Below are 15,883 nucleotides of genomic sequence, written 5' to 3' on the forward strand. Positions count from 1 at the left end.
CATATAGAAAAGCCACTATGAAGACCTCTCACAGCGGCTTGTTCCATTCTATCATTTATTTGACGAACCCTAAAAGCATTTCGCGGATGAACTTGCTCGCTGCAATCTGCGTCTTCTCTGTCGGGTCATACGCTGGAGCGACTTCAACAAGGTCGGCTCCTACGATGTTCAAATCACTGCCGGCTATCGCATGGATGCTTGCAAGCAGTTCTTTCGACGAGATGCCGCCTGCTTCTGCTGTCCCTGTGCCAGGGGCGAACGCAGGATCGAGTACATCGATATCAATCGTAACGTACACGGGACGGCCAGCCAGTTCAGGGAGCACTTTTTTCAAAGGTTCCAGCACTTCGAACTTGGCCATGTGCATACCGGACTCTTTCGCATATTGAAACTCTTCACGCATGCCGGAACGGATACCGAATGAGTAGACATTTTCTGCTCCCATCAACCCACATGCCTTCCGAATAGGCGTCGAGTGGGACAATACTTCCCCTTCATACTCTTCACGAAGATCCGCGTGGGCATCGATATGAATGATGGCGAGGTCCGGGTGTTTTTTATACATCGCCTGAATGACAGGCCATGTGACGAGATGCTCTCCCCCAAGACCTAGGGGGAATTTGCCTTTTTCCAGCAGTTCATCCAAATACCCCTCAATGATATCCAAACTCCTCGCTGCATTTCCGAAAGGCAGCATCAAATCGCCGGCATCGTGATAGTTCACTTCCTCCAGGTGACGATCGAGGTACGGGCTGTACTCTTCCAGCCCAATGGAAGCTTCCCGAATACGGTTCGGGCCGAAGCGCGACCCCGGGCGAAAGCTGACGGTCCAGTCCATCGGCATGCCGTAAATGACAGCATCCGCTTCCTCTTCCGTGGCCCGGCTCATGATAAATACTTTTCCAGAGTAAGATTCATCAAAACGCATGCCGGTCACTCCTTCGTGAGATCTTTGACGAACTTCGGCAACGCAAAGCACGCGTGGTGAATTTCGTCTGTGAAATATTTCGTATCGATATCTTCAAAACGTTCCTCTTTGACTTGTAGAGGGTCATGAACTTTACTTCCCATCGTAAACGTCCACAGCCCGCTTGGGTAGGTCGGAATGTTCGCTGTATATACTTTTGTGATCGGGAATGTCTCTTTCACGTCGCTATACACCTGGCGGATCAGATCCGCTTTGAACCATGGGTTATCCGTTTGGGCTACGAAAATGCCATCTTCTTTCAAAGCTTTAGCAATGCCTTCATAGAACCCTTTGGAAAAAAGATTGACCGCTGGGCCGACGGGTTCGGTGGAATCAACCATGATGACATCATACTCACTTTCACTTTTTGCGATGTGCATGAAACCATCATCCACTTTCACTTCCACCCGTTCATCTTCTAGCGCCCCGGCAATGGAAGGCAGATACTTCTTCGAATACTCGATGACCTTCCCATCAATCTCCACAAGTGTCGCTTTTTCTACACTTTCATGCTTCAACACTTCACGAATGACACCCCCGTCACCGCCACCGACGACAAGGACATTCTTCGGATTCGGGTGGGTAAACAATGGAACATGGGCAACCATTTCGTGATAGACGAATTCATCCTTCTCTGTCGTCATGACCATGTCATCAAGAACGAGCATATTCCCCCACTCCGCTGTTTCCAGCATCTCTAAATCTTGAAAGTCTGTTTTCTCACTGTGCAGGGAGCGATTGACCTTCGCTGTAATCCCGAAATGATCGGTCTGTTTCTCAGTAAACCATGTACCCATGTTGCATTTCTCCTTTTTCATCTATGAAATATCTTTCATCACATATGTGTTTGTTTTCACTCAAGAAGTTTATTTTACTACGTATTCTCACATAATAATAGCAGTCTTTATACATTCGTAACAGTTAGGAGTATAAAAGAATGCGATCATTTTTCAGAACAACTTATAGATGGACGACCCGCGGGATGAAACTCGCCATATTTGGAACAATCGTAGGGATTGTCGGAATCATCGGTGTGTTGATTTATGCCATCACTCAAGGTCCTCCATCGTTGATGACTGAACAGAATACCGTCTTCTATGGGACGGACGGGGAAATCATTGGAGAAGAACAAGGGGCCGAAGAACGTTACTGGATCAATATAGAGGAAATGCCCGAATCTATCAAAGACGCGACACTAGCTATTGAGGACCGGCGTTTCTATAACCACTTCGGTTTCGACTTGAAGCGTATTGCAGCAGCTGCGCTTACGGATCTTAAGCAGATGAGAATGGCCGAAGGGGCCAGTACCATTACTCAGCAGTATGCAAGAAACCTATACCTCTCCCATGATAAAACATGGAAGCGTAAACTTAACGAAGCTCTCTATGCCTTACGATTGGAAATTTTTTATAACAAAGATGAAATATTAGAAGGTTACTTGAACACGATTTATTACGGCCACGGGGCTTATGGAATCGAAGCCGCAAGCCGGCAATATTTCAATAAACATGCGGCTGACCTCACCTTGACGGAAGCTTCCATGTTAGCCGGCATCCCTAAAGGCCCGACCTATTATTCACCACTGGCGAACGCCGAGCGAGCAGAAGCAAGACAACAGCAAATACTAGCTGAAATGGAACAGAACGGCTATATCACTTCCTCTGAAAAAAGAGCAGCCGTAGAAGCGAGCATTTCCTATGCGGACGGCGAAGAAGAAGAGACCCAGGAGGTTGCTCTCTATTTTCAGGATCAAGTCATTACAGAAGCGGCCCAGCTGCTTGAAGTAGACAGAGAAAGTGTGCAGACAGGCGGTTATCATATTCACACCACTCTGATTGAAGAGCATCAACGGATTTTGGAAGAGCAGGTGAAGAGGAATATTCCAGCGAGTGAAGAAATCCAAGTCGCATCTGCTGTTATGAACAGCCATTCTGGAGCGATCACTGCCCTTGTCGGTGGTAAAGATTATGGAGAAAGTCCATTCAACAGAGCCACTCAGGCGAAACGTTCCGTCGGTTCAACCATCAAACCTTTTCTGTATTATGCAGCGCTCGCGGAAGGGTACTCTCCTGTCACGATGAAAGAGACGCAGCCTATTGAGATTGAAGTAGACGGCAAAACGGAACCTTATGTTCCATCCAATTTCAATGACCAGTATGCAGAAGAACCGATTTCCATGGCTCAGGCCCTTGCTGTTTCCGATAATATATATGCGGTGAAGACCCACATGGATATCGGACCTGAAAAATTAGGAAAAACGATGAAGACGTTTGGTGTCAAGGAAACGTTCAAACCACACCCCTCCCTCGCCTTAGGATACTCCTCCATATCTCTTTTCGATATGGTGAGTGCCTATGGGAAAATGGTGAAAGGAACGGAATCCATAGAGGGGCATACGATCGCAAAAATCACCGACCGACACGGGAATGTCCTGTATGAATACCAACCGGCTTACAATAAAGACGATGCTGTCGATCGGGTACGGGCGTTCACCGTGACCCACATGATGACGGGTATGTTCGATCCGATCTTGGATGCTGATTATGCATCGGTTACAGGTACCCCAATCAAAGGGAAGCTGACACGCATGTATGGAGGGAAATCCGGAACCACCGACAACGACAGCTGGATGATCGGATTCAGCCCTCAATACGTCTCCGGGGTTTGGGTCGGATATGACGAAGGCAGCAAGCCACTCGAAGACTTCAACGACCACCGGTATGCGAAAGCCATATGGGCCGATACGATGGAGAAAATCCACGAGACAGAACCAACAGCCGCCTTCATCCCGCCACCGGGGGTGAAAGGGGTCTACATCGATCCGGAAACCGGCTATGTCGCAGGTCCCAACTGTCCACAGGAACGGTTAGTGTACATGGAAGAGGCCGATATTCCTGAGAATGTTTGCGGCGGAGACGAAAGCAAGGATGTGGATGATGAATTCAAAGATGATCCATGGTTCAAAGATGTTGTTGATTGGTTCTTTTAATTCATTTTCGGTCGCTTTGGGGTGATTCACGCCTCTTCTGGCGATCCTTGCCTCCTTTGACGCGAAAGGTCATCCTCCAACGGATGACCTTTCGCTTTTTTTATTTAAATGACTCAGCTTTCCTCACAAAATAAAAAAAGACAGAGAAAACGACCGGGGGAACCGGTCGCTTTCTCTGTCCTAGTAAACATGTATAACCCATGTGTTACTTAATATATTACCCTTATCGCTGATTCGTCAAGATTCGGCGTCTGAATTCTTACACTTTTTTCATGAACATTTTGTGAACAAATCGTGAACACCTTACAAAATGGCAAGGTCAGCGATATCATCCAAGGGAATGCGGACCTTCTCTTTTGTCTGTCCATCCACTCCTGCTACGATGTGGCTGTTTCGGTTCACATGGGTGACCTTCATCCTTATGTCTTCATAGTCGAAACCATTGTAGACCCTAACCTGGACGGTAAGACTGTCCGTTAGTGCCCGCTGCAAAAGAAAGTCGATCTCGACCGCTTTCTGTTCATCCATGATTCCTTTTTCTACCCGCTGATCTTCTTTCCATAGCTTCTTCACCATCTCTACATGTTCCGGTAACATGAGCGATGTCCACTTGATCGTCCCGCGATCACGATTCCGGTTATCCATCATTGGTTCCCTCCACCACGAACGTTTGTTCTTATTCTATCATAAAAGAGGGAATCGTAAACTGGAATTTTCATACTGAACCAAACCTTCCCCAGTCCTCACACGTCTCGGTTATCCAGACAAGCAAAGGAATGTACTCAAATTCCTACTCCATTTCTTTGTTTCCTGCATTCGCCTTTTTCTGGTATCCAAACACGAAAATACAACTCACATAAATCACAAACGCTCCTGAAATAAACCATAAACCTGATGTTAAATATTCATGGTCCGCATAAAAAGACCATTTAAACAAGAAATGAAGAATTCCTGAAACCAACCCCACTAGAGCAATTACAAAGTGAAACACCACATCATCTTCTAGAATCTTTTTCATAAAGGCCACTCCTTTCTTTTACAAAAAATCGAATGAGAAAGAGGGAAACCCTGCAGATTCCCCTCTCTCCGTACCAATGCTATACGCTTGCCATCGTGAATTATTGTACTCCTAGAGAGTCTTTCAGTTCCTGCGCCGTGTTCTCCCATAATTCTGGTTTAAAGTCACGTAAATATCCGCCGAGCAGCTTTTTCGACTTCTCATCAAGGTGATCGACCACAAAGCGGCCCTTCAAAGACTTATCCATGTGGTTCACATGTTCAGGCATCGATTTGTATCCGCGCTTGATGGACCTGTCCACGACAATCTCACTGGCAGCTACGCCATGATAACACGGCTTTCCTTCCTGGTGATCGACCGTTACCCAAGCGATCCAATATTTCAGTCCGTTTTTAACGACTTCACGATCGGTAATGAATTTGATGCGTTTTTCAACTTTACTACGCGCGTGAAGAGCCCCCATATCGACATAGGCTTCGTCTTCATTAGGGTCCACAATAACCGGGGTCATATTCTCCAAACTGATGGAACCGACACCATAACCTCCATGGCCATCCGTCGAATCATCTTTAATGATGGTGAATTGATTCTTCTTTTTATCGCTGCTTTCGCCTTTGTTTTTAAATTGATCGAACTCTCTCATAAAGCGATCCTCCTCTTCAATCGTCCTCTTATTTTGTCCCATTTTAACATACAAAACAGTTCTTGTTAGAACAGACGCTTCATGAATAATTAATCAAACGTTTGATTAATCTTCTCATATTCCCTCTTCAGCATGGAAAACACCACAGTATCCTGGAATCTCTCTCCATCAAAATCTGTTTCCCTCAATACTCCCTCTTCCCGGAAGCCAAATTTATTCAAGAGCCTTCGTGACCCCTCATTTTCAGCGAAGATGTCTCCGACAATCCGATTTAGCTCAAGCGAATCAAATCCATAAGGGAGAACTGATTGAAGGACTTGGGTCATAACCCCTTTCTTTTGGTAATCCGGGTGAATGACGGCCCCCATTTCTGTCTTTCTATGCCACAGATTCAATTTGTGAAAACGGAACATTCCGATGCATTTCCCTCTCCCGTCCTCAATCACCCACGGAATTTCTTTTTGCTTACGAAATCCATCCAGGCTTTCTTCTACATAAGCTTCCATCTCCTCCAACGATAGGACAGGATGGGGAGTGATGTACTTCATCGTATCCGGCTGGCTCATGAACTGGAACAAAGAAGGAGCGTCGGATATTTTCAGTCCTCGTAACTTTATCTCTTCCATTATGAAGACAGGAATATGATTCATATCGACTTTCTCCTATATCCATGACCATCACGGGGTTCATCAGTACTCTTTTTTTCTGGTACAAACTCAAAATCCGCTTCTTTGAGGGAAACAGCTTTTCCTCTATGCGTTTCTTTATTACGGAAAATTCTTTTGAACCATGTATTCTGCTCTACAGGTACACCGACACGGCGCTGCTGAACTTCCTTAATTCCCTGGACAATCAACTGCATCGCGACAATCATCGCCATGAAACAAAGGAGTGTAGGAATAATGAGCCACCAGCGACCAGTCATCAACGAATCCTTGGCTGCTCCAATCATCCCGGACCATTCATATGTGGTACTCGTGGGTGGGTCTGCTACAAAATCATAACTTACTTTTGTCCCTCCAAAATAAATATCAAATACGCCCAGGTGGATGAAAATAAGCAGCGTCTGGATGAACTGCTGACCAAAAATAATTCCCATGCGGGCACTCAAATGCGGCATTAAGTGCTTCCACAACAAATGAACAGAACTGCCGCCAAGCACCTTTGTACTCGTTACAAACTCCTCTTTCATAATCAATTTCATCTCATTACCGAACAATGTTATAACAAGCGGAACCGCTAAAAGTGTCAAAATGATCCCCTGATAAAGGATCCTCTCTGCTTCTGTCGTTGTAAAACCGCCAGGGGGCATCCATAGAACCGGCTTCAATAGCAGAAAGGCAATAATCGTCATCGGTAAAAAGTGCATACTGTCCACAAGCTTTTCAAAGACGAGCTGTATCTTTTTTGGTAGAAAGAAAGCAAATGGAATAGCTAAAAGGAATCCGATGGCCATTCGCAGGAAAGCAATAACAAGACCGAAAATGATCGTGTATTTCGCGCCGACCAGGATTTGGTCGAGCACGCTAAAACCGAGAGCATCAGTACCCAAAAATACATACTCCGGTGTGTGTGGCATCGAACTGACTAGTGTCCCTTCATCATCATAGATCAGTCGGAACTGATCAATCAGCGGCTCTGCGGTCATGGTATAGACGATACTTACAATGAGGGCTCCCGCAATGACTGTAAATCCTAAGAGAAACTTTATGTTTTTAAAATGGGCCCCGATCTCTGATAACGCATGAGAAAGCCAACCTCCGCCCCCTTTGAATGAGACAGATCCTAGAAAACTGTTCATACGGGTAGCGACTTCTTCCGACTCTTTCTCTTCCTTAAATAAGAACAGTTCTGTGCCCTGATAGATGATATAAAAAGGTGTAAACAGCATAAGAAGGATAAAGCTTGAAACGACTGGCCGGAAATCATTCAGAAATGCGGTCGTAATCCCGTTCATATTGAAAATATATTCAATGATCAACAGACTCGACAACGCCCCCCATACAATGATTTTCGAGTGGTAGAACGTGCTTTTTCCGATATTCCGAAAAATATGTACACATAAAATTCCGGCTTTCTCCAACCCTTTTCCCCTGGCCATCTGCACATAAGATTTCGTCCATTCTTCTTCGATCAATGCGAGGATGATCTTATACATCGTCACCATAGGCAGGACGGCAATCGCAATCATCGGAAGCAGGTAGACTTGCTCCCCCTGCCCGAGAGAAGCAAAGGAAATCAGCAGTATATCCGTTTGTTTATAGAACCATACGATGAACAACTGTATGGAAAAAGCCAACAATAAATCAGGTACACTCTCGAGCAAACCAAGGATGCGATCGACGACTGAACGCAGCCATTTCGGTAAAAATACGGTAAGGAAAGCGCATGCAAATGCGAGAATGAAACCTAATAGAATGCCACCGAAGAAAACAGTCATGGAGTACTGATAAGGATCCCACAGATGTTCAAAAATCGGTACAGGACGTCCTTTAAATAAATAGTTCCAATCTCCCGGGTTCACAACAGAACCAAGGAGCTGATTCAACTCTTTTATGTAATTTCCTACATCTAAAAACGCTCCTCCCCTGAACAACGCGGGGGAAGTGCTGATTAATAAGATTCCTACTATACCGAACACGTAATACGCGAAAAATTTAATGACCCTCATGTGCGTAGACCTCCACTCTACTTTCGACTGATGTTTTTTCAATTATCTGACATTAAAATACAATAAAAAAGGTGTACATCATCGTACACCTAATTTCATCTTAATGAATGGAACGCAAATATTCAATGAATTTCCATCCTTCATCAATATCTTCTTGTGTGTAATTTTGAGCACTTTTTACTGTGAACACTTTTTCAGTAATTTCTTCTTTCGGTAGATGCTCGAAGAAAAGCATCGTAGAAACGAGCTCAAGGAAACGCGAACTGCGTCCATTCATTTCTTCGATGTGGACATTCAATGGAGGCAGGTCCATCTCATAGTGGGTCAGAAAATTTCTGCCGCTATCGGTCAATTGGTACCGGTACTGGTAATAATTCTTCTTTTCTTCTTTCGTTTCACTAATAAAACCAAGGTTACACATTTCCTCGACTCTCAGTGTCAGTTCTTCTGAATAGGGGCCATAAAAGTGAAACTGGTAACGCTCTTCAAAAGGGATTTCACACTTTTTCAGTATGTAAATCATCTTCTGCAACTTCTTTCGTCCAACAATTTCTTCGGTGCTTGAGAAAAACTGCATCAACTTCGCATGATTCTCCAACATGGAGGTTCACTCCTTATCCAAACAAAATTTCCATAATCCGCTTCTTCGTTTTACTTCGATTTGACATTTCCTCGAGACGATCAAGAGGAATGTACAATTTATGATCCGTCCGTTTTTTACCCGAAATCGATTCGACAATATCAGAAAGCCTCGACAGTTCCTTCAACTCGTCATTTGGCTGCAGAAGGTGAATCGGCAATCTCTCTCCTTCTTCTCCTGGACGATAAAAATCATAAGGCAGATCTGAACTGGAGTCGACGACTAAATAATAATCAGGGTTCAAACCGGCTTTAGTGAACAATTTATATAGTTCCATCCATTCATTCATCTGGGAATTCGGATTGAACTCAATATATTTGAAAAGTTTACGGTTCACGAAACGTTGGCATAAATCACTCAATACCGCATCTTCTTCTTTCATCCACGTCTGGAAATAATAGAGGACGACCGCCTCATCCAGCGCTAAATATTCTTCAAGTGAAGGCTCACCAGCAAAGAAGGATAGGAAGTGCACCGGCTCCAACTTGAAACTGTATCCTTCTTCGTGCAGTTCCTTTGCACGATGGAGAATTTTAGTTAAGATGACTTCCGCACTTCTCGTTACAGGGTGGAAATACACCTGCCAGTACATTTGATAGCGACTCATAATATAATCTTCAACGGCATGCATGCCACTCTCTTTGACGACGACCTGATCTTCCATCGGCCGCATGACTCGAAGAATCCGTTCCATGTCAAAATGACCATAGCTGACCCCTGTAAAGTAAGCATCCCGCTGCAAGTAATCCATTCGGTCCGCATCAATTTGGCTGGAAATCAAACTCACGACCAGCTTGTTTTCGTACGTCTTGTTGATGACGTCCGCTACTTTCTTAGGAAAACCTTTTTCAACTTTACTTAGAACTTTGTTCACTTCCGTATCCCCAAGTAAAATCGCCTGGGTGAAATCTTCATGATCAAGCTTGTACACTTTTTCAAAGGAATGCGAAAAAGGTCCATGCCCAAGATCATGCAAAAGAGCAGCACACAGACAAAGCAAACGCTCCTCCTGATTCCAGTTCGGACGGTCTTTGAAATTCTCGATGATCCTTCTCACGATTTCATAAACACCTAAAGAGTGGTTAAAACGGCTGTGTTCAGCTCCATGGAACGTCAAATAAGATGTGCCGAGCTGTTTGATTCTACGGAGCCTCTGAAATTCGGCCGTCCCAATCAAATCCCAAATCACCCGTTCTCGAACGTGGACATAACGATGTACGGGGTCTTTAAAAACCTTTTCTTCACTTAACTTCTCATCACGATAGGCCATCAGTTTGTCCTTTCTACACGACATTTTTATCTATTATATACCTTAAATTCCGACAAAAAAACATCTTGACAGACAGAAATTGACAGGTGTTCATCGGGAGACCTGTCTATAAGCGCTCTAACTTTCGATATGAATTTTTTATCCATCAGAGAATTCTACATTCGATCATCCATTCATGCAAGAGGCGACTTTTGGTATAATGGACGTTGCTACTCGAAAAGGAGAACGAATGCTATGAGTGAACTACATCCATTATTAAAACCAGATATGTACCGCTTCATCGACCAAAGCAATTTAGGCCCCGGATTTTCGGCTTTACAGTCTTTTGCTATGGACGATGCGTTATCTATAAGTGTGGGTGAACGTATGAGCCCGGCAACAGCAAGATTGTGGGTCCACCACGATACGATCGTACTTGGAATTCCAGATGCCCGCCTTCCTTATATAAAAGAAGCCATCCAACATTTGAAGTCGAACGGTTATGATGTGATTGTCCGAAATTCCGGTGGTCTCGCCGTCGTGTTGGATGACGGTGTTTTGAACCTTTCCCTCATCTTCCCTGATTCTAAACAGGTAAATATCCATGACGGCTATGAGGCGATGGTTTCGTTTATACGCCACCTCTTTTCCGATTTGACCAATGAAATTGAAGCCTATGAAATCACCCAATCCTATTGTCCAGGAACCTATGATTTGAGTATCCATGGCAAAAAATTCGCCGGCATCTCCCAACGCCGGGTCAAAAACGGTTCCGCAGTCCAGATCTATCTTGATGTAAGTGGCAGCGGCGCAGAACGTGCGGCTCTTCTGAAGCGGTTTTATGAACTAGGCAAGCGCGACGAAGAGACCCGCTTCAGCTACCCTGATATCGACCCGAGCGTGATGGCGTCTTTGAATGAGTTACTGGGCACGACTCTAAGCGTTGCTGACGTGCGTGACCGTATCTTGATGAAATTACATGAACTTTCCGGTCACCTTGTCACCCATGCTTTAGAAGGGGATGAAATCGACTGGTTTCATAAACGTTTTGAACAAATGATCAAACGAAACGAAAAAGCGCTCGACAACCTGAAATGAAGGTGTCGAGCGCTTTTTTATTTCTCCTCCGGGTTTGAGTAAAAAAGCTCGTTGGACGTTGTCCGCGAGCTTTTTCCCTTCCTTCTTATAGAGCTTGAGCAGCAGTAATGATGGCGAGCTTGTACACGTCATCAGAGTTACAGCCGCGGGATAGATCGTTTACCGGCTGGTTCAAACCTTGCAGGATCGGACCAACGGCGTCAAAGTTACCCAGGCGCTGGGCAATTTTATATCCGATATTTCCTGCTTCAAGGCTTGGGAATACGAATGTGTTCGCTTCACCCATTAGTGGGGAATCCGGCGCCTTTTTCTCGGCTACAGATGGAACGAAAGCTGCATCGAATTGGAATTCGCCATCAATTAATAAATCTTTGTTTTGTTCTTTGGCAATCTCAAGTGCTTGTGTCACTTTTTCTGTTTCAGGAGACTGGGCAGACCCCTTCGTAGAGAAGCTTAACATAGCAACTTTTGGGTGGATGTCGAACAGCTTGGCTGTTTCTGCACTTGCCAAAGCGATCTCTGCTAAGTCCTGGCTGTCAGGATTGATGTTGATCGCACAGTCAGCAAATACATATTTCTCTTCATCACGGACCATGATGAATACGCCGGAAGTTTTCTTGATGCCCGGCTTCGTTTTAATGATTTGAAGAGCTGGACGTACGGTATCCGCTGTAGAGTGAGCGGCACCACTGACAAGTCCATCTGCTTTGCCCATGTAAACAAGCATGGTACCGAAGTAGTTTCCACCTTGCAGGATTTCACGTGCTTTTTCTTCTGTCGCTTTTCCCTTACGGCGCTCCACAAAGTTTGCGACCATTTCATCGAACTCATCGTAGTTTGCAGGATCAAGAATTTCGGCAGCGGAAATATCCACATTCAATTCAGATGCTTTCTGTTCTACTTTTTCTTTATTACCGACTAATACAGGTGTCAACATTCCGTCAGCACCCAATTGACTCACTGCTGTTAAGATTCTTTCATCTAATGCTTCTGGAAAGACGACTTTCTTGCCTTTTCCATCAATTTTAGACTTCAAGGTATCAAATAGGTTACTCATGATTAACCCTCCATTTTTTCATTCTGTTATACATGATAAGACCTTTTGTGTTCAAATGAAAGTGGTTCGAATCAAGTTTTCCGTTTGAAGCGATTTCATTTTATAACTTTACCCTATTTCTCTACTGTTGATACTTCCCGAACTGTTCACTCTTTTGTCATACCCGCATCGTTATCTATCCAAATGTAAATGTGTTATATTTATGGAGGATGTTTTATTAGTACAATACTTCAATGTAAAAGGAGCGATCGATCCCATGCCAGAAGCAGTAGTTACCATGGACGGCTGGTATTGTCTGCATGATTTTCGTTCTGTCGACTGGACAGCATGGAAGTATGCATCAACCGAAGACCGTGAAGAAGCGATCAATGAATTTAAAGAATTGATCGGTCAATGGGAAGAAACAGAACGCAACAAAGAAGGTAGTCATGCTTTATATACAATTGTCGGTCAAAAAGCAGATTTGATGATGATGATTCTACGTCCGACAATGGAAGAGCTGAACGAAATTGAAACAGCCTTCAATAAATCCAAACTGGCAGAATTCACGAAGCCATCTTATTCGTATGTTTCTGTCGTAGAGCTTTCCAATTACATGGGAAGTGCCAACGAGGACGACCCTGAAATTCAGGCACGCCTGCGCCCTACCCTTCCGAAATGGAACCATATTTGTTTCTACCCGATGGATAAGCGCCGTCAGGGGAATGACAACTGGTATGTCCTTGAAAAAGATGAACGTGCCAAACTTATGTATGCCCACGGGATGACAGGCCGTCAATACGCCGGCAAAATCCGCCAGATCATTACCGGATCCATCGGTCTTGATGACTGGGAATGGGGCGTTACACTATTTGCTCATGATGTTCTTAATTTCAAGAAGCTCGTGTATGAGATGCGCTTTGACGAAGTGACTTCCCGTTATGGCGATTTCGGATCTTTCTATATCGGAAACATTCTCAAGCCAGACGCTGTCGAACAGTTTTTAAAAGTATAAAGAAGAAAGCTGCCAGATGATCTGGCAGCTTTTTTTATACCCAATATCCTCCACTAACGCTCCCTATTCTTGAAGACTCAGTTTCGAGACTTTTGTTGAGTGGATGGGGGCTGCGGTAAACGGTTCGCTTTCCATGGGGCGGGCGGTGAGCCTCCTCAGGCTACGCCTTCCGGGGTCTCACCTGTCCCACACGTCCCATAGGAGTCTCACCGTTTCCCTCCGCCCCTTTACCATATAAGTGTCTCGAAACCATATCCAGAATAAGCAGTTTTAACTCAGTGAAAATAGAAGAAAAACTAATCCCCACGGAGGCTATTTTAGGTGCGTAAAGCTTGATATAGAGCGTTTTATGCATATAATACTAGGAAAGTGGAAGACAGTCTCCCCCTGTGTAGGGGTTCGTTACCCGCATACAATGCATGGGGTGGCTGGGAAGCTGCGAGACTCCCGTGGGAGAAAGGAGATAGGTGAGATCCCGCAGGACGTAGTCCGAGGAAGCTCACCACTCCCCCACAGGAAAGTGTTCAAATGTGGAATCGCCCTGGTAGACACGACTGGCATAAGCAGAACAGCAACGGAATGTGCCTTTTCATTCCTTTGCTGTTCTGCTTATGACGCGAGTGTCTGGGCGATGGAGCTGGACGAGTAGCTTCCCAGCCACCCCTGACGCTCATCCCAAGAAACGAACCCCGAAACATCTCGAAATCGAGTCTTCCACAATCCTGCCATATTGTTGAAGAACAGCAAAAGGACCATCCATTCTTGGAAGGTCCTTTTTTGTTGTCCATCAGAAAATATTTTTAATCATATCTCCATGGGCGTCCAACATATAGTGTTAAAGAACATGCAATCATGCCTTTATTAAAGTGAGGTGACCGCATGGCTGTTGTCCCCTTCAATCAGGCTGATGTCAAATTATTAGCAAGACTCATGAGAGCAGAGGCTGAAGGAGAAGGTAAACTAGGCATGCTTATGGTCGGAAATACAGGAGTCAACCGTGTGCGAGGGGATTGCATCGATTTCACGGAGATCGATACGATTCGTAAGATGGTGTTCCAGAGTCCCGGCGGCTTTGAGGCTACTCAAAAGGGATACTTCTACCAAAGGGCACGGGAAAAAGACAAACGGCTTGCAAGAAGGACGATCAACGGTGAGCGGTTCCACCCTGCCACGAATTCACTTTGGTTTTTCAAGCCTTCTGGAGACTGTCCAGCTCAGTGGTTCGGCCAATGGAATACGGGCAGGTTCAAATCCCACTGCTTCTATTCTCCGATTCGGTCTGACTGTCCTAGTGTTTATTAATTCCAATTAAGGAGTGATTCAATTGGCACAAAAGAAACCGCAAATGGGCGGACAGGGTCAGGGGCAAGGTCAAGGACAGCCAATGTATGGCGGCCAATCCTCCCCGTATTACGGCCAAAACCCGTATATGCAATACTATCCAAGTGCACAGATGCACCAAGGAGTGCTGCCGCCGCAAATGCAGCAAGGCGGTTTACAAGTTCCACAAATGCAGCAAGGGCAATCAAAAGGAGTCAACCCTCCGAATATGTTACCTTCCGAAGAATCATACATTGAAAACATCTTACGCTTGAATGCCGGAAAGACTGCCACGGTGTATATGACTTTTGAAAACAACGACCAGTGGAACGCTAAAGTTTTCAAAGGAATCGTTGAAGCCGCAGGAAGAGACCACATCATTCTCAGTGATCCTCAAACAGGGAAACGTTATTTACTCTTAATGGTCTATCTTGATTACATTACATTCGACGAGGAAATCAACTATAACTACCCATTTGGCACCGGTCAAGGAATGACCAACTATCAACCCCGTTAATGAAGCAAAAAACTCGCTATTTCGGTAGCGAGTTTTTCATTTCCATATTCAAAATTACTGGCTGAATGCCAAAAGAAAAGGGTGTGCAGATGCGACCTCCATATGAGAGTTACCAAAGAGCCCAGTTAGGTGCCCTTTTGTTAGCTGTAGTTCTTGCCGTGGTCGGTTTATTCCAACTCGAACACCAATGGATCATCTTACTCATGTTCTATGTTCTAGCAGGGAGCTTTGCCCTGGAAGGTATGCTCGAGATGAAACGTCAGCAAAAAGTAAATGCTATCATTCAACTATTGAGAGCGGTCATTCTGCTATTTTTCACAACGATCCTTTACTTTTAGTAATTAAATATATTTAACGACAGCATAGCCCAGCAAAATCCAGCCGATCAAAAATGACAGACCTCCAAGCGGAGTAATCATAGCAAACATTTTGATTCCAGACGTAGCATAGATATAAAGACTTCCTGAAAAAAGCAGGATGCCTATGAAGAAGAACCAGCCTGCACCTGTCATGACACCGGTCTGGATTTTGCTCATCAATAGAGCAGTGACGAATAAAGCCATCGTATGGAACATTTGATAATCAACGGCTTTCCCCCATTGATCCAGTCCTTTCTCGGAGACTTTCCCTTCAAGCCCATGCGCACCGAAGGCACCTAAAGCAACGGCTAAAAATCCATTAATGACGGCTAAAATTAATAAAAGCTTCATTTCTTTTCCC

Annotated in this window: 17 protein-coding genes; 6 read left to right on the top strand and 11 right to left on the bottom strand. The window is 44.8% G+C overall.

The genetic code is table 11. From position 1 onward, the window contains the following. Positions 1 to 55: 55 nt before the first annotated feature. Positions 56 to 928, bottom strand: a complete 873-nt coding sequence (gene speB / locus GLV98_RS08570; RefSeq protein ID WP_160914035.1) for an agmatinase — start codon at positions 926 to 928, stop codon at positions 56 to 58. 5 nt (positions 929 to 933) lie between these two features. Continuing rightward, a complete protein-coding gene (gene speE, locus GLV98_RS08575; protein ID WP_160914037.1) occupies positions 934 to 1,764 on the bottom strand; it encodes a spermidine synthase in 831 nt (276 codons plus the stop codon). A gap of 140 nt (positions 1,765 to 1,904) precedes the next feature. Here speE and GLV98_RS08580 point away from each other — a divergent pair, with 140 nt between their 5' ends. Next, positions 1,905 to 3,956, top strand: a complete 2,052-nt coding sequence (locus tag GLV98_RS08580) for a transglycosylase domain-containing protein (RefSeq protein WP_160914039.1) — start codon at positions 1,905 to 1,907, stop codon at positions 3,954 to 3,956. Between the two features lie 303 nt (positions 3,957 to 4,259). On the opposite strand, the gene GLV98_RS08585 is transcribed toward GLV98_RS08580, so the two are convergent. From GLV98_RS08585 to GLV98_RS08615, 7 genes are all read right to left on the bottom strand, one after another. Beyond that, positions 4,260 to 4,604 carry a YolD-like family protein gene (locus GLV98_RS08585; protein WP_237417075.1) on the bottom strand — a complete coding sequence of 115 codons (345 nt, stop codon included), beginning with the start codon at positions 4,602 to 4,604 and terminating at the stop codon, positions 4,260 to 4,262. A 142-nt stretch (positions 4,605 to 4,746) separates the two neighbouring features. Continuing rightward, positions 4,747 to 4,974: a hypothetical protein gene (locus GLV98_RS08590; protein WP_160914040.1), complete on the bottom strand. Its 228-nt coding sequence runs from the start codon at positions 4,972 to 4,974 to the stop codon at positions 4,747 to 4,749. A gap of 100 nt (positions 4,975 to 5,074) precedes the next feature. Continuing rightward, positions 5,075 to 5,617 (bottom strand): YwhD family protein, encoded by a 543-nt coding sequence (locus GLV98_RS08595; RefSeq protein WP_160914041.1) that lies wholly within the window; start codon positions 5,615 to 5,617, stop codon positions 5,075 to 5,077. 89 nt (positions 5,618 to 5,706) lie between these two features. Continuing rightward, complete coding sequence (locus tag GLV98_RS08600; RefSeq protein WP_160914042.1) at positions 5,707 to 6,267, bottom strand: GNAT family N-acetyltransferase; 561 nt, start codon at positions 6,265 to 6,267, stop codon at positions 5,707 to 5,709. Next, positions 6,264 to 8,288, bottom strand: a complete 2,025-nt coding sequence (locus GLV98_RS08605; protein WP_160914043.1) for an ABC transporter permease subunit — start codon at positions 8,286 to 8,288, stop codon at positions 6,264 to 6,266. Before GLV98_RS08605 ends, GLV98_RS08600 begins: the two co-directional genes overlap by 4 nt. A gap of 100 nt (positions 8,289 to 8,388) precedes the next feature. Then, on the bottom strand, positions 8,389 to 8,889 hold the full coding sequence (locus tag GLV98_RS08610) for a YwgA family protein (RefSeq protein WP_160914044.1): 501 nt from the start codon (positions 8,887 to 8,889) through the stop codon (positions 8,389 to 8,391). Positions 8,890 to 8,902: 13 nt separating this feature from the next. Beyond that, positions 8,903 to 10,198, bottom strand: a complete 1,296-nt coding sequence (locus tag GLV98_RS08615) for an HD domain-containing protein (protein WP_160914045.1) — start codon at positions 10,196 to 10,198, stop codon at positions 8,903 to 8,905. Positions 10,199 to 10,432: 234 nt separating this feature from the next. On the opposite strand from GLV98_RS08615, the gene GLV98_RS08620 reads away from it, so the two are divergent. Next, positions 10,433 to 11,275 (top strand): lipoate--protein ligase family protein, encoded by an 843-nt coding sequence (locus GLV98_RS08620; protein WP_160914046.1) that lies wholly within the window; start codon positions 10,433 to 10,435, stop codon positions 11,273 to 11,275. Positions 11,276 to 11,360: 85 nt separating this feature from the next. Here GLV98_RS08620 and pta read toward each other — a convergent pair whose 3' ends face one another. Beyond that, entirely contained in the window at positions 11,361 to 12,332 is a 972-nt protein-coding gene (pta, locus tag GLV98_RS08625; protein ID WP_160914047.1) for a phosphate acetyltransferase, read from the bottom strand. A 256-nt stretch (positions 12,333 to 12,588) separates the two neighbouring features. On the opposite strand from pta, the gene hemQ reads away from it, so the two are divergent. The 4 genes from hemQ (at position 12,589) to GLV98_RS08645 (ending at position 15,501) form a co-directional block, all read left to right on the top strand. Further along, positions 12,589 to 13,326, top strand: a complete 738-nt coding sequence (hemQ, locus tag GLV98_RS08630; protein ID WP_160914525.1) for a hydrogen peroxide-dependent heme synthase — start codon at positions 12,589 to 12,591, stop codon at positions 13,324 to 13,326. A gap of 879 nt (positions 13,327 to 14,205) precedes the next feature. Further along, a complete protein-coding gene (locus tag GLV98_RS08635) occupies positions 14,206 to 14,628 on the top strand; it encodes a cell wall hydrolase (RefSeq protein ID WP_160914048.1) in 423 nt (140 codons plus the stop codon). Between the two features lie 43 nt (positions 14,629 to 14,671). Further along, complete coding sequence (gene gerQ / locus GLV98_RS08640) at positions 14,672 to 15,163, top strand: spore coat protein GerQ (protein WP_394218570.1); 492 nt, start codon at positions 14,672 to 14,674, stop codon at positions 15,161 to 15,163. 89 nt (positions 15,164 to 15,252) lie between these two features. Beyond that, positions 15,253 to 15,501 (top strand): hypothetical protein, encoded by a 249-nt coding sequence (locus GLV98_RS08645; protein ID WP_146817745.1) that lies wholly within the window; start codon positions 15,253 to 15,255, stop codon positions 15,499 to 15,501. Between the two features lie 3 nt (positions 15,502 to 15,504). On the opposite strand, the gene GLV98_RS08650 is transcribed toward GLV98_RS08645, so the two are convergent. After that, positions 15,505 to 15,873: a DUF423 domain-containing protein gene (locus GLV98_RS08650; RefSeq protein WP_160914049.1), complete on the bottom strand. Its 369-nt coding sequence runs from the start codon at positions 15,871 to 15,873 to the stop codon at positions 15,505 to 15,507. Between the last annotated feature and the right edge of the window lie 10 nt (positions 15,874 to 15,883).

It is taken from the genome of Halobacillus litoralis, assembly GCF_009856415.1.
Classification (GTDB): Bacteria; Bacillota; Bacilli; order Bacillales; family Halobacillaceae; genus Halobacillus; species Halobacillus litoralis_C.